The organism is Arsukibacterium indicum (genome assembly GCF_019100565.1).
In the GTDB taxonomy this organism is placed as follows: Bacteria; Pseudomonadota; Gammaproteobacteria; order Enterobacterales; family Alteromonadaceae; genus Alishewanella; species Alishewanella indicum.
In genome coordinates this window covers 16333-30395 of record NZ_JAHRID010000009.1, presented here as the reverse complement: position 1 = coordinate 30395, position 14063 = coordinate 16333, and the positions used below count along the sequence as shown (strand labels likewise).

Below are 14063 nucleotides of genomic sequence, written 5' to 3'. Positions count from 1 at the left end.
GTAGCTCATGGAACATTATTTAAGCTTATTTGTACGTGCCGTCTTTATCGAGAATCTGGCGTTAGCCTTTTTCCTGGGTATGTGTACTTTTTTAGCAGTATCCCAGAAAATTAAAACAGCCTTTGGCTTAGGTGTTGCTGTTATTGTAGTTTTAGGAATTTCAGTACCGGTTAATAATCTGGTATTTCACCTTTTGCTGGCGCCTGGTGCGTTGGATTGGGCTGGTTTCCCAGATGCCGATTTGAGTTTCCTTGGTTTTCTTACCTACATTGGGGTTATTGCTGCGCTGGTGCAAATCCTGGAAATGACCCTGGATAAGTTTTTCCCGGCGTTATACAACGCACTAGGCATTTTCTTACCTCTGATCACCGTAAACTGCGCCATTTTTGGTGCGGTAGCCTTTATGGTTGAACGTGATTATAACTTTGGTGAGAGCGTGGTATTTGGTATCGGCAGTGGTGTGGGCTGGGCATTGGCCATTACGCTGTTAGCAGGTATTCGCGAGAAACTGAAGTATGCTGACATACCCGCTGGTTTACGCGGCTTAGGGTCTACCTTTTTGGTAGTGGGTTTGATGGGATTAGGCTTTATGTCTTTCTCTGGCGTTTCACTGTAAAGCAGTAGAAGGAAAATACAATGCAAGAGATATATCTTGGCGTTGGCATGTTCACCATAGTAGTAGTGATGCTGGTATTTATTATCCTGGCAGCAAAATCTAAACTGGTAGCCAGCGGCGACATTACAATCAGTATTAACCATGACCCTGATAAAGCCATTAAAACCAAAGCGGGCGGCAAATTGTTAGGCGCGTTGGCTGACAATGGTATTTTCTTGTCGTCAGCCTGTGGCGGCGGTGGTACCTGTGGTCAGTGCCGGGTGCACATTAAATCAGGTGGTGGTGAAATTCTGCCAACTGAAATGGGTCATATCAGCAAAGGTGAGGCACGTGAGGGCTGTCGCTTGTCCTGTCAGGTTTCGGTTAAATCTGATATGGAAATTGAAGTAGAGGAAGAGATTTTCGGTATCAAGAAATGGGAATGCGAAGTTATCTCTAATGATAGCAAGGCTACTTTTATTAAAGAGCTGAAAATGGCTATTCCGGACGGTGAATCGGTGCCGTTTCGTGCCGGTGGTTATATCCAGATCGAGGCTCCACCGCATCATGTTAAATATAAAGATTTTGATGTCCCGGAGAAATTCCGCGGTGACTGGGAACGCTTTAACTTCTTTAGTTTAGAATCGAAAGTGGATGAAGAGACTATCCGGGCTTATTCGATGGCAAACTATCCGGACGAAGAAGGCATTATAATGCTGAACGTACGGATCGCCACACCGCCACCGAATAATCTGAGCTTGCCGTGTGGCAAGATGTCCTCGTACATCTGGAGCCTTAAAAAAGGCGATAAGGTAACGATTTCTGGTCCATTTGGTGAGTTTTTTGCCAAAGAAACCGAAGCTGAGATGGTATTTATTGGTGGTGGTGCCGGCATGGCGCCAATGCGCTCGCATCTTTTCGACCAGCTGCGCCGCTTAAAATCGAAGCGTAAAATCAGCTTCTGGTATGGCGCCCGTTCCAAGCGTGAAATGTTCTATGTGGAAGATTTCGATATGCTGGCGGCCGAGAACGATAACTTCGAGTGGCATGTTGCCTTATCAGATCCGCAGCCTGAAGACAACTGGGATGGCTATACCGGGTTTATTCATAATGTAATTTATGAAAATTACCTGAAAAACCACAAAGCCCCTGAAGACTGTGAGTTTTATATGTGTGGCCCGCCAATGATGAACAAAGCTGTTATTAACATGCTGAAAGATCTTGGCGTGGAAGACGATAACATACTGTTGGATGACTTTGGTGGTTAACGGGCGCAAGCCTTAGAAATACCAAAAGGGGTAGCGTTCTGCGTTGCCCCTTTTATGTTATTAATCCTTGATATCAGTAACAAATATCAGCAGGAGTTTTATTCACAGTGTTAGCAGGATATTTGATGAAAGGCTATTCCTTTGCTGCAGCAATCTGGTTGCTTGTCGCCAGCGTGTTGCTCAGTGGTTGTACCCCGGCAGCTAAACCTCTGCAGGAGCAGGAGCTGCATGGCAATACCATGGGTACCAGTTACAGTGTTAAGTTTTTCAGTCAGCAGCCCGTCGATAATCAGGCGTTGCAACTGCAGCTTGAGCAGGAATTAGAGCTGATTAACGATTTAATGTCTACTTACCGGCCGCAGTCAGAGCTGATGCAGTTTAACCAGCAGCAGACAACAGAGCCTTTCACTTTAAATGAACAAACAGCCAAAGTGATTGCCGAAGCTATTAGAATTGGTCAGCAGACCAATGGCGTGCTTGATATTACTGTCGGCCCGTTGGTCGAGCTGTGGGGCTTTGGTGCCGCAGGCAGGATCACCGAGCGCCCGGCTGCTGAGAAGCTGGCCGAAATCAGCGATTATGTCGGTATTAACAAAATCAGCTTAACGGGTAATCAGCTGATAAAAGCTGACCCCCGGTTGGCACTGGATTTATCAACCATTGCCAAGGGCTATGGTGTTGACAGATTAGCCGGGATTCTGGAACAGGCCGGTATCACAGATTACATGGTTGATATAGGCGGAGAAATGCGGCTAAAAGGCAGCAAGCCTGATCGTGCCTGGCGGGTGGCAATTGAAAAGCCTGAAGCCGGCAACCGTGCCGTGCAGCGGATTATCACTCCGGGAGATATGGCGATTGCTACCTCAGGTGACTATCGTAACTACTTTGAACAGGATGGCGTACGCTATTCCCATTTGATCGATCCGCGGACGGCTGAGCCAGTCCGGCACCGGACCGTATCAAGCACGATTATTCATCCAAGCAGCATGACTGCCGACGGCTATGCCACAGCCCTGCATATTATGAATGCAGAAGAGGCTCTGCGGTTTGCGAATCAGCATCAGCTGGCGGCCCTGATAATTGTGAAAACCGATGATGGTTTCCGTGAGCTGGTAAGTGATGCGTTTAAACCTTTTTTAGCTGACGAAGTGAGGTAAGCAATGGCGGTATTTATATTTACCTTTGGATTATTTCTGGTGGTGGTGTTAGCCATGGCCGTAGGTTTTATTGTCCAGCGTAAAACCATTGCCGGTAGTTGCGGTGGATTAGGTGAGCTGAATATAGACAAAGCCTGCGATTGTGATAAACCCTGTGAAAAGCGGCAGAAGCGGCTGGATAAAGAAAAGTTCTGGCAGGAGAATAAAATCATCTGAATGGTTTATTGCCGCGTATAGGTTAAGCTAGTTAAAGCGCGGGCACTCAGGTGCCTGCATTTAGTTGATATAACCTGTAATAAGGATAATAACGATGCCACGGTTACAACCCTATACCCTGCTCCTTTTATTGATTATTAGTCTGCCTGCTCTGGCCAACCGTTTTGCAAATGTTGAAATTAACGCCACACCTTTGGCTGACAACCTATACATGCTAACGGGGTCCGGCGGCAATATGGCCGCTTTGGTTGCTGATAACGAAGTGATATTAATTGATGCCCAGTATGCAGAGCTGGCAGACAAAATTAACGCTAAGCTTGCTGAACTAAGTGAAAGTAAAGCGCTTGGCACCCTGATAAACACCCATATGCATGGTGATCATGTAAACGGCAACAGTGCCTTAATGCCAAAGCGGATTATCGCTCACGCAAACGTACTGAAACGCTTAACTGCTGATCAAGCCTTTCCGCGAAAAGGCTTACCCACCGAAACGTTCACCAGCCAACTTAGTTTAAATCTGAACGGCCAGAAACTTCGGCTGGAATATCTGCCGCCAAGCCATACCGACGGCGATATTATTGTCTGGTTTGAAGATAAAAATGTGGTGCATATGGGTGATATGATGTTTGAAGGCCGCTTTCCTTTTATCGATTTAAATAATGGCGGATCGGTTCGTGGCTATATTGCCAACGTGGCTTATGTAATTGCCAATATTGATGATCAAACCAAGGTTATCCCGGGGCATGGTCAATTAACTGACAAGGCGGGTTTGCAGCGCTTTCATCAGATGATGGTGAGAACTCTGGCTCAAGTTGAGCTAATGCAGGCGAAAGGTATGAGCAACGAGCAGATTGTTGAGGCTGGCCTTGGAGAAGAGTGGCAACAATGGCACTGGAACTTTATTACTGAAGAGCGTTGGATTAATACCTTGTTGCAAGCTGAACCGCTAACTAAGTAGCACTATAAGCCGCTTCTCCAACCTGGTTATTGCCAGCACTGTGGTCATCACTCAGTGCTGGCAGCAGGGCCGGTGACATGGCGCTTGCTACAGACGCCATACCCGGTATTTTTTCCCTTTCATTTTACCGTCATTAAGCAGCGCCAGTGCCTGCTTGGCGACCTTGCGGCTAACTGCTACAAACGCCACTGTGTCCAGCATCTGAATTTTGCCAATGTCAGTAAAAGCTATCTGTTTACTGGCGGTTAATGCGCCAACAATATCACCCGGACGGAGTTTGTGTTTTTTACCACCATCAATTTGCAGGGTTTGCATTGCCGGTTCTGGCAACTTGCGGCCAAGCAGTGACGTATCAGGTAATGGCCTGGCTGTGATCTCCAGCTCCAGTTCTGTGGCCAGGGCAGTCAGTTTCTGACCGTCATCCGGGCTTAACAGCGAACACGCCAGACCGCTGTTACCCGCACGGCCGGTACGGCCAATACGGTGGGTATGGGTAGCAACATCATGCGCCAGCTGATAGTTAACGACTAAATCCAGCTTGTCGATATCCAGACCGCGGGCCGCCACGTCGGTTGCAACCAATACGCTGACACTGTTATTGCTGAATTTAAGCAGTGCATGCTCGCGCTCGCGCTGCTCCAGATCGCCATGCAGGGCAATAACACTGATACCGGATTGCGCCAGCGTATCGGCAAGCTGTTGGGTTTCCCGTTTAGTATTGCAGAATACCACGGTGCTGACTGGCTGAAACTGATGCAGCAGCAGTCTTACCGCGTCAACTCTGTCTGTGCCGTCTAATTGATAAAAATACTGCTCTATACTGGTTTGACTATGAGCGCTGGCAACAGTAACGGTTTCAGGCGTCTGCATTATACTGTCGGCAATCTGGCGCACTGTCTTATCGAAAGTGGCACTGAACAGCAGCGTTTGCCGGGACGGTGGCACTTCTGTCAAAATGGCGTTCAGGGCATCTGCAAAACCCATTTCCAGCATTCGGTCTGCTTCATCCAGAACCAGGGTGGTTAAATTGGTTAGATCTAATCGTTGCTGCTGCAAGTGATCAAGGACCCGGCCAGGCGTGCCAACAATAATATGCGCGCCATGCTCCAGCGAGACGATCTGACTGCGGGTCGGCACACCACCACACAAGGTCAGTACTTTGATATTATGAATGTTACGGGCCAGTTTGCGAATTTCTGCGGCAACTTGCTCTGCCAGTTCGCGGGTAGGGCACAATACCAGGCTTTGGATCCGGTAACGTTTAACATCCAGCTTTGCCAGCAGGCCCAGCGCAAAAGCTGCCGTTTTGCCCGAGCCGGTTTTTGCCTGAGCAATAACATCTTTGCCGTCCAAAATGGCAGGCAGACTTTGGGCCTGCACGGCTGTCATCTGATAATATTCAAGGCTGCTTAAACAGTCCAGCAATGACGCTGGCAGTGCCAATTGGTTAAAAGAGTGGTCAGACACAATAAAATCCTGTAACTAAAAACAGGACGCCGCCTGCAAAGGGGCGGCATTATAGCAGAAGTTAACTTAAGGTGTTGTCGTTTTTTTGTTCAGGCTTTGTTCTCAATCCGGTTATCAGCAGCGGCATCTTCGTGCTCAGGTTTGGCCAGACTTACTACCTGATCCTGAGAGGTGCGTTGAGTTTCACCAATAAAACTGCCACCACGCTCGATGCATAAGTCGTCACTGTGAATAATACCCATTGCCTTACCCTGAGGTAATATTTCTACAGTATTAGCAAATAATTCACCATCAAATAAGCCGTTAATGATCACTTTATCTGCGGTGACCTGAGCTTTAACCCGGCCTGCAGCACTGATGATCAGGGTTTTTTCACTGGTAATAACCCCTTCAACATAACCATCTACCTGCATATCGCAGCTTAGTCGGAGACTTCCGATAATTGAGCATCCCGCAGCGATGACAGTTGTAGTTGTGTGCTTGCTTTGGTTTGCAGCATCGTTACTAAAGAATCCCATTTAATACTCCGTTCTTTCTCAAATACCAGGTCAAAATTGTTTGCATCCCAATCCATAAAATTCTGCGGATTGAGTGACCGGTCTAAGAAGTGTATTTCATAATGCAAATGCGGTGCCGTTGAATTCCCGGTGTTACCCGAAGTGGCAATGAGCTGCCCCTTATGAACAAACAGGCCGTTGCCAACTTTGAACTCATCGAGGTGAGCGTACAGGGTTGAAAAACCGAAAGCATGACGAATTTTAAGTAAATTGCCGTAACCATTTTTGCTTGGGCGAACAACCTCAACTACCCCATCTGCCGGCGCATAAATAGGCGTACCGCGGTTTGCCGACAAATCGATACCATTATGGTGTTGTTGTTTGCCCATTATAGGATGTGTTCGCACACCAAAACGTGATGAACGGCGCCGGAATTCCAGTGGTGAGCCATTAGGTACCAGCTGCAGCATAGCCATTTTTGCGCTGGAATTAACGGTGGCGGTATCCAGTCTGGCTTCTAAATCCTGTGGAAATTGTTGTTCCAGACCCAGGGTGAGTTCAATCTCGCCCAGCCGGTTGCTGACCTGCAGCATTTCATCCTGCTTAATGGCCAGCTCCTGTTGTAACTGCTCGCGGGTCTGGCTGAGCTCATTAATTTCTGAAACCAGTTGTTCAGCTTGTGCTGCCAGCATCTGTTGCTGGTTTTTAGTGTGGTCAACGGTTTTCAGCAAGTAATCGATGACAGCTGCGGTAATAATGACAGTAAACAGGATCAGCCATAAGCTGATTACGGCATTGCGTTTAAACAATTTGCTGACACTAAAGTGGCGGGTACCATTGATGCTCGATACCGAGATAATAATTCTATCTTTCATCTGATATAACAGCTTTTACAATGGTTAAAAACAAGACAAGCGGTCAAAATAGGGCTCTTTGTCGCTGCTGTCAAGGTTTTCGTCGCAGCCATAAATGACAAAACCGCAACGTAAAGCTGCGGTTTTAAAAGTTAATGTATTAATGTCAATACATTAATGGCTTTCGTTGCCGTCAATTCCATGCACGTGGCCGTGGGCTAATTCTTCCTCAGTTGCATCACGTACTTTCAGTACTTCGACGTCGAAACTCAGTTCGATACCTGACAATGGATGGTTACCGTCGACGACAACTTCCTCTTCAGAAACTTCCAGAATAATGACTGACTGCTCGCGACCATCTGGTCCGGCTGCGCGAAAACGCATGCCTGGCGCAACATCCATTCCGTCAAACATGGATTTAGGTACAGATTGTACTAACTGATCATGGCGTTCGCCGTAGGCGTCTGCTGGCGCTATGGTAGCGGTAAAGGTGTCACCACTTGTTTTACCGGCTAAAGCCTGTTCCAGGCCGGGAATTAATGCGCCATGGCCATACAAAAATACCAAAGGCTCGCCATCAACAGATGAATCCAGTTTATTACCTTGCGGATCGGTAACGGTGTAATGCATGGCGACGACTTTGTCTTGTGAAATGGTCATGAAAACCTCTTTAACTTAAATGATAAGGTAACGGCAGTAACTGCAGTGCCGGTGCACTGTCGGACTTTAACCGTAACGAGTCTACCGGTGTTATATCATTAGGCAGCACCGCAATTAACCAAAGTTGGTTATTGATATTCACTGCGTTAATAACCTGGCCCACCCGGCGCCAGTTGTCGTTAAACTGCTGTTCTATGTCGCATCCTGCGGCAGGCGCTTCGTCTGTTTCTGCTTGCAAAATCCAGGACGCACGCTTGTTCCGGCCCAGGTATTTCATCCGGGCAACGGTCTCCTGACCGAGGTAACACCCTTTGGTAAAGCTAATGGCATCCACTGCTTGTAAGTTAAGCATTTGCGGCACAAATTCGCCAATCAGCGGTTGCTCCAGATAACAAAGCCCCTGCAGGATATGCTGCTTTAACCACAACGTGGGGGCAGCCAGCGGGTAGTCGCTGTCCAAGAGGGCTATAGCATCAGACTTTGGCAGGATTAGCATAAAGTGCTCATCGGCCAGTTGTAGTATGGCTCCGTCGTTATGGCGGCTAAGCCTACCATTGCCGCCAGGCAAATTAAAGCCAAGCCGGCCCACCAGTTCAGCCGCGCCACTACCGCCGATACCAAGGGTAGCAAAATTATTATCAGCAGCATTGAAGCTGACTTTTGAAAACACACCAAATTTTCGCCACTGGGCGACCGAGGCATTCAGCTCATCCCGAAAGGCGACAATCAACAACTCATCGTGCTGTTGCAGCAGATGAAACACCGACCAGGTTTTGCCTTTGGCGTCACAATGGGCGCCGCGTAAAAAAGTATCATCTGTCAGCTTATCAATGTCGCAAGTGGTCTGGCTCTGTAAATACTTGCGGCTATCAGGACCGCTGACACTGATAATGTCAAACGCAGGCAGGGGTGCAATAAAAGCGCCCTGAACCTGATTGGATAATTTGCCGTAACTGTTAGCTGTTAACCAGGATGTATGCATTGTTTATATCACCAGAAGTATCACCAAAGCGTGGATAGTTGTAACATTGGGGCTGTAGTAAAAAGCTCAACCCCAAAGCGGCAGAATAGTTAAAATGCCGTTATCTTTATTAGTGTCGCTGCCTGTAAGGAATTTGAATGACCGAGTTAATGATTAAACCGCGCCTGCGCTGGGCATGCCGCCGAGGCATGCTTGAGCTGGATGTATTGCTGGCCCCGTTTGTGGAAGAGGGCTACGACGCGCTATCGCTGCAGCAAAAGCAGGATTTTGAGCGTTTGCTGGCATGTGATGATCCGGATTTATTTGCCTGGTTTATGGGCCATGCCAAATCATCAGACCCGGCGCTACAGGCGTTGGTCCGGTTAATTCTTGATCGTGTCCGGGTGTAATATTGCCATTAATCCGTCAGTCTGGCGCCGTTATGGCCTGCTGGTGCTGGCGGTAATGTTGTTCGCCCTGGTGGTAAGCCAACCCCTGACACAACTAGCACTTTGGCTGGCTGCACCTTTTGTTTGGGCACTTTACTGGTATGGCCTGACGCTTTACCGGCAAAGCCCGGTAGCCAGTGGCTTAAATTTGCACGCTAGTGGCCAGTTAAACTGGTGGCAGAGCAAACACCCCTCAGGGCAGCTTATCGCCGGCTGTCTGGTTAGTGAGTTTGCGCTGCTGCTGCGCTGGCAATGCGCCGGTAACAAGCAGCATTCGCAGTGGCTGGTCGCTGATCAGCTGTCAGCTGCCGATTACCGGGCACTGGCCCGTCAGCTTAATCAGTTTAACTGGCAATGTAGTTCTGCGAAGCCGGATAGCTGACTCAACGTAAATTACCATACAGCTGGCTAGCCTGGCGGGGTCAGTATAGTGGGCTCGCTACTGCTTAAAAGCTCGGGGTAGTCCAGGTTATAATGTAAACCGCGGCTTTCTTTTCGGGCCATGGCACAGCGGATAATCAGTTCAGCTACCTGGGCCAGATTGCGAAGTTCCAGTAAATTGTGGCTTAGCCGGAAGTGGCTGTAATAATCATGAATTTCTGACTGCAGCAACTCAACCCGGTGCAGCGCCCGTTCCAGCCGCTTATTGGTGCGGACAATGCCGACATAATCCCACATAAACAGACGTAACTCGTGCCAGTTGTGGGTGATAACAATTTCTTCATCAGAGTCACTGACTCTGCTTTCATCCCATGCGGCAATGTCCGGGTAACCGGCGTTAGCGGAAAACTGACTGAGGATATGTTTTGCCGCGGCCTGCGCAAACACCACGCATTCCAGCAACGAATTGCTGGCCATCCGGTTGGCGCCGTGTAAGCCGGTATACGCCACTTCGCCAATGGCATACAGATTATGCAGGTCAGTCTGGCCATTCAGATTGGTCAGAACGCCGCCGCAGGTGTAATGTGCTGCGGGTACCACCGGAATAGGCTGACGGCTGATATCAATGCCGACACTCAAGCACTTGGCGTAAATTGTCGGAAAATGCTCAATTATAAAGTCTTTGGGCTGATGGCTGATATCCAGATACAGGCAGTTGGCACCTAAACGCTTCATTTCATAGTCAATGGCCCGGGCGACGATATCGCGCGGAGCCAGTTCGGCACGCTCATCAAATTCCGGCATAAAGCGGCTGCCATCCGGGCGGCATAAATAGGCCCCTTCGCCACGCATAGCTTCAGAAATCAGAAAATTCGGGGCATCAGGGTGATACAGGCTGGTTGGATGAAACTGATTAAATTCCATATTGGCTACCCGGCAGCCGGCACGCCAGGCCATAGCAATGCCATCGCCACTGGCCACATCCGGGTTGCTGGTATACAAATACACTTTGCTGGCGCCGCCAGTGGCAAGTGCGACAAAATGCGCTTTAATTGTTTCAACTTTGCCGCGGGTTTTATTCAGTACATAAGCGCCATAACAGCGTTTGCTGTCTAGTCCAAGTTTGCTGCCGTTTATTAAGTCGATGGCGTTGTAATTTTCCAGCAACTGAATATTCGGGTGTTGTTTGACTTTATCCACCAGGGTTATCTGCACTGCCTGGCCGGTAGCATCAGCCGCATGCAGGATCCGCCGATGGCTGTGACCACCTTCCCGGGTGAGGTGGTATTTAAGACTGCCGTCAGTATCGTGGTACTGGTCAAATGGTACGCCTTGCGCAATCAGCCATTGCATGGCCTCTTTGGCATGCTCAGCCGTATATTGCACTGCTGCCTCATCACACAGGCCGGCTCCGGCAATTAAGGTATCGTTAACATGGGATGCAATACTATCATTTTCATCAAAGACGGCGGCGATGCCTCCCTGAGCGTACAGGGTTGACCCCTCGCGCAGTGGCCCTTTACTTAACACTAACACTTTCGCATGATCAGCTAACTGTAACGCCAGAGATAAACCGGCAGCACCACTGCCAATAATTAATACGTCACAATGATATTCATTTTGTCGTGTCATGCGATACACTTACCCCGTTGTGCCTTAATGTTAGGGTAACCTTGGGGTTACCGCTGCCAATACCCGACAGCCTGGCTGTTGGATCAACTTATTGTAGCGGTTTTGTCATAATAAACAGAACTATTTATTGTGGCCATGGTCAGAGCAGCAACGCCAGACATGGGCCATTTAAACTCGACAACCTAATCAGTATTACAGGGGACAGGCTCACAGAATGAGCGAGCAAGAATTAGATTGGCAAATTGTCCAGCGGGTCCAGCAAGGTGATAAAGCTGCCTTTAATCTGTTGGTTAAAAAATATCAGCACAGGATCGCGAACTTAATTTCCCGTTATGTCTCTAACCACGGAGATGTGGCGGATGTTGCTCAGGAAGCTTTTATTAAAGCCTATCGGGCGATGCCTGGTTTCAGGGGTGAAAGTGCGTTTTACACCTGGCTGTACCGGATTGCCGTTAACAGTGCAAAAAATTATCTGGTAGCGAATGGCCGTAAGCCTCCTGCTACCGATGTAGATGCCGAGGATGCCGAGTATTTTGAAGGCAGTGATGCCTTAAAAGAGCAGGATTCACCAGAGCGATTATTGTTGTCAGAAGAAATTCGTGCGGTAGTATTTAATACTATAGAAAAATTACCGGATGAACTTCGTACCGCAATAACGCTCAGAGAGTTGGAAGGGTTAAGTTATGAAGAAATTGCAGAAGTGATGATGTGTCCTATCGGTACTGTACGAAGCCGGATTTTCCGGGCTCGTGAGGCGATAGACAGTCAGCTTAAACCCCTGATAGGTTGAATCGGATAATGAACAGCAAGCAGACAGGAAAAATTATGTCGTCAGAAAAACAGGAGTGGCTGTCAGCGGCCAGTGACAACAGGCAAATCAGTGATTCTGAGCTTGATCTATTGTTGCAGCAACCTGAGTTGCAGCAAAAACTCGAACGGTATCAGTTAGCTGCTGCTGTTTTCCGCCAGGAAAAGACGGTATCGTTACCTGCTGATTTCGGTGCAGACATTGCGGCATTACTGCACGACGAGCCCACCTACCAGTTAACTCAAAGCCGTAATCTGCTGCAGAAGGTTGGTGCAGGTATCCGCTACGCAGCTAATGGCAGCTGGCTTAAGCCGGCTGCCCAGGGTGCGGTAGCAGCCGGGGTGGCGCTGTTTGCAGTGTTAGGTGTGCAACAATATCAACAGCCAAACGGCCAGGATTTAATGCTGCCAAGCCCGGTGCTGCAGACTAACCCGGTAGGTGGCTTTGCTACGCCGGTCAGTTTAAGCTCCAGCACCGTAGACAGCCGCTTTGCTGAACAGGAGCAACAGGCAATGCAGGAACAGCAACGCAGGTTGCAGGCGTTGTTACAGGCCCACCGGCAGCAGGTTCGGGTGACAGAGCAGGAACAAGTTAAAACTGAGCAAGACAACGAGCAGTAATATGAACAAAGTAGTAAGTCTGTGTTGCACCCTGTTGTTTTTGTGCAGCAACTTGCTGCAAGCTGATGAAACTGGCTGGGCCTTGTTTGACAAGGTTCAGTTAAGTGTAAAGCAATATAATTTTGACAGTTCTTTTGTTGTGTTTAAAGGCAGCCAGGTTGAAACATTCCGCTGGCAGCATGGGCGTCAGGGCGACAAAGAAATTGAACACCTGGTGCCTCTGGATGAAGAAGGCGTTAATATTCTGCGCCGCGATAATGTGGTGTATTACTTTCTGACCGACCGTCCTGCGCTGGTTACCACCAACGACAGTATCAAAGAACTTCCCGCAATCCTGTTTGCCGACAATCAGCAAATTCGCAGCTTATATAGCGCCGTGCTGGGCAGCAGTTCAGTCATGTCCGGGCATCAGGCGCAGTTACTGAGACTCAGTGCTAATGATCCCGGCCGGCACAGTTACTGGATATGGGTTGAGGCTGAATCAGGGTTCCCACTTCGAATTGATGTCATGTCTGAGCAGCAGGCACCACTTGAGCGCTGGTTAGTTACTCATATGCAAATCAGCCCTGAGCTACCAGATAATCTGCAGCGTTTACTTGAAACGGAACTGCCCGAGCCGGCTACCCGGCAAAGCGGTGCGGTATTGCCGGTAAACGGATTGCAGCTTACCTGGCTGCCAGATGGTTATCAGCTGGTTAGTGAGCCGCATATTGTACCGCAGTTACAGCAAAGTCTGATAAACTATTGGTTGCTGAGCGATGGCCTGCACCAGGTATCGGTTTTCGTGCAACCGAGTCAGCGCATGCCAACTCAGGCCTACCGTGATGGTGCGACTACGATATATATGCTAAGCGCGCCACAGCACGATATAACAGTGATTGGCCCGGTTAGTATTAATGTGGCAGAACAACTTGCAGCCGCGGTACGCTAGCCGATATAAATAACGTGCGGGTAACAGCTAAATGATTGAGCAGATTGCAACGGTACTGGCAGTAGAACCAGACGGTGTCTGGCTGGAAACGACGCCGGTTACGACCTGCAATGCCTGCCAGGTTAGTGATGACTGTGGTACCGGTATCGTTGCCAAAACCATGACCCGCCGTCAGAATCGGTTTTTTGTCAGAACAACACTGCCGTTACTGGCCGGTGAGCAGGTTAAAGTTGCCACTGCCGGTGAGCAGCTGGTGACGGCAGCCTTGCTGGTTTACCTGCTACCGCTGGTGTTAATGATGCTCAGCGCTTTAACGGTTCACCTCAGTTGGCAGGCCGCAGAAGGTTGGGTAATGCTGGCCGCCGCAATAGGTGCAGGTGCAGGACTGCTGATTGCCCGCTACTATGGTGCAAAAATGGCTTCCGGGCAGCCTGTTAGTATTATGGCTGTGCTGCCAGATATTAAAGTACAACATGTCAGCTGAGACATTGGCGAAGAGCGCCATCGGCACAACGACACCATCGACAAAGAACATAGCAAGCTGCCCGCGGATAGAGTACAATTCACGCTAATTTTTTTAAAGCATCGGTCTTACAATAGCCGCATCGT

Annotated in this window: 17 protein-coding genes; 11 read left to right on the top strand and 6 right to left on the bottom strand. The window is 48.9% G+C overall.

Translation table 11 applies throughout. The features are described from left to right. The first annotated feature begins 7 nt into the window (after window positions 1-7). The 5 genes from nqrE to KQY15_RS16320 all read left to right on the top strand — a co-directional run bounded on the left by nqrE (window position 8) and on the right by KQY15_RS16320 (window position 4194). Complete coding sequence (gene nqrE / locus KQY15_RS16340; RefSeq protein ID WP_217670994.1) at window positions 8-616, top strand: NADH:ubiquinone reductase (Na(+)-transporting) subunit E; 609 nt, start codon at window positions 8-10, stop codon at window positions 614-616. 20 nt (window positions 617-636) lie between these two features. Further along, complete coding sequence (gene nqrF / locus KQY15_RS16335; protein ID WP_217670993.1) at window positions 637-1863, top strand: NADH:ubiquinone reductase (Na(+)-transporting) subunit F; 1227 nt, start codon at window positions 637-639, stop codon at window positions 1861-1863. Between the two features lie 125 nt (window positions 1864-1988). Further along, window positions 1989-3020, top strand: coding sequence for an FAD:protein FMN transferase (locus KQY15_RS16330; RefSeq protein WP_254795780.1), 1032 nt, complete (start codon window positions 1989-1991; stop codon window positions 3018-3020). Between the two features lie 3 nt (window positions 3021-3023). Then, window positions 3024-3236 (top strand): (Na+)-NQR maturation NqrM, encoded by a 213-nt coding sequence (gene nqrM, locus KQY15_RS16325; protein ID WP_217670992.1) that lies wholly within the window; start codon window positions 3024-3026, stop codon window positions 3234-3236. 94 nt (window positions 3237-3330) lie between these two features. Next, entirely contained in the window at window positions 3331-4194 is an 864-nt protein-coding gene (locus KQY15_RS16320; protein ID WP_217670991.1) for an MBL fold metallo-hydrolase, read from the top strand. 87 nt (window positions 4195-4281) lie between these two features. On the opposite strand, the gene dbpA is transcribed toward KQY15_RS16320, so the two are convergent. The 5 genes from dbpA to ygfZ all read right to left on the bottom strand — a co-directional run bounded on the left by dbpA (window position 4282) and on the right by ygfZ (window position 8654). Further along, the gene (gene dbpA / locus KQY15_RS16315; RefSeq protein ID WP_217670990.1) at window positions 4282-5661 is read right to left on the bottom strand and encodes an ATP-dependent RNA helicase DbpA; all 1380 of its coding nucleotides are present in this window, start codon (window positions 5659-5661) and stop codon (window positions 4282-4284) included. 89 nt (window positions 5662-5750) lie between these two features. Continuing rightward, on the bottom strand, window positions 5751-6074 hold the full coding sequence (locus KQY15_RS16310; RefSeq protein ID WP_254795779.1) for a bactofilin family protein: 324 nt from the start codon (window positions 6072-6074) through the stop codon (window positions 5751-5753). 8 nt (window positions 6075-6082) lie between these two features. Continuing rightward, entirely contained in the window at window positions 6083-7033 is a 951-nt protein-coding gene (locus KQY15_RS16305; RefSeq protein WP_217670988.1) for a M23 family metallopeptidase, read from the bottom strand. Between the two features lie 153 nt (window positions 7034-7186). Continuing rightward, a complete protein-coding gene (locus tag KQY15_RS16300) occupies window positions 7187-7672 on the bottom strand; it encodes an FKBP-type peptidyl-prolyl cis-trans isomerase (RefSeq protein WP_217670987.1) in 486 nt (161 codons plus the stop codon). Window positions 7673-7682: 10 nt separating this feature from the next. Then, the gene (gene ygfZ / locus KQY15_RS16295) at window positions 7683-8654 is read right to left on the bottom strand and encodes a tRNA-modifying protein YgfZ (RefSeq protein WP_217670986.1); all 972 of its coding nucleotides are present in this window, start codon (window positions 8652-8654) and stop codon (window positions 7683-7685) included. A 137-nt stretch (window positions 8655-8791) separates the two neighbouring features. Between ygfZ and KQY15_RS16290 the strand changes: the two genes are divergently transcribed. Together KQY15_RS16290 and KQY15_RS16285 are read left to right on the top strand one after the other, a co-directional pair. Beyond that, window positions 8792-9043, top strand: a complete 252-nt coding sequence (locus KQY15_RS16290; RefSeq protein ID WP_217670985.1) for an FAD assembly factor SdhE — start codon at window positions 8792-8794, stop codon at window positions 9041-9043. After that, entirely contained in the window at window positions 9030-9464 is a 435-nt protein-coding gene (locus KQY15_RS16285) for a protein YgfX (RefSeq protein WP_217670984.1), read from the top strand. Before KQY15_RS16290 ends, KQY15_RS16285 begins: the two co-directional genes overlap by 14 nt. Before the next feature lie 26 nt (window positions 9465-9490). On the opposite strand, the gene nadB is transcribed toward KQY15_RS16285, so the two are convergent. Then, window positions 9491-11095 (bottom strand): L-aspartate oxidase, encoded by a 1605-nt coding sequence (gene nadB / locus KQY15_RS16280; protein ID WP_217670983.1) that lies wholly within the window; start codon window positions 11093-11095, stop codon window positions 9491-9493. A 214-nt stretch (window positions 11096-11309) separates the two neighbouring features. Here nadB and rpoE point away from each other — a divergent pair, with 214 nt between their 5' ends. Genes rpoE through KQY15_RS16260 form a run of 4 tightly spaced genes read left to right on the top strand, consistent with a single transcriptional unit; the run spans window position 11310 to window position 13938 of the window. Next, entirely contained in the window at window positions 11310-11885 is a 576-nt protein-coding gene (gene rpoE / locus KQY15_RS16275) for an RNA polymerase sigma factor RpoE (RefSeq protein WP_217670982.1), read from the top strand. A 35-nt stretch (window positions 11886-11920) separates the two neighbouring features. After that, complete coding sequence (locus KQY15_RS16270; protein ID WP_217670981.1) at window positions 11921-12523, top strand: sigma-E factor negative regulatory protein; 603 nt, start codon at window positions 11921-11923, stop codon at window positions 12521-12523. Between the two features lies 1 nt (window position 12524). Further along, entirely contained in the window at window positions 12525-13454 is a 930-nt protein-coding gene (locus tag KQY15_RS16265; protein ID WP_217670980.1) for a MucB/RseB C-terminal domain-containing protein, read from the top strand. A 31-nt stretch (window positions 13455-13485) separates the two neighbouring features. Further along, window positions 13486-13938 carry a SoxR reducing system RseC family protein gene (locus tag KQY15_RS16260; RefSeq protein WP_217670979.1) on the top strand — a complete coding sequence of 151 codons (453 nt, stop codon included), beginning with the start codon at window positions 13486-13488 and terminating at the stop codon, window positions 13936-13938. Window positions 13939-14063: the final 125 nt, after the last annotated feature.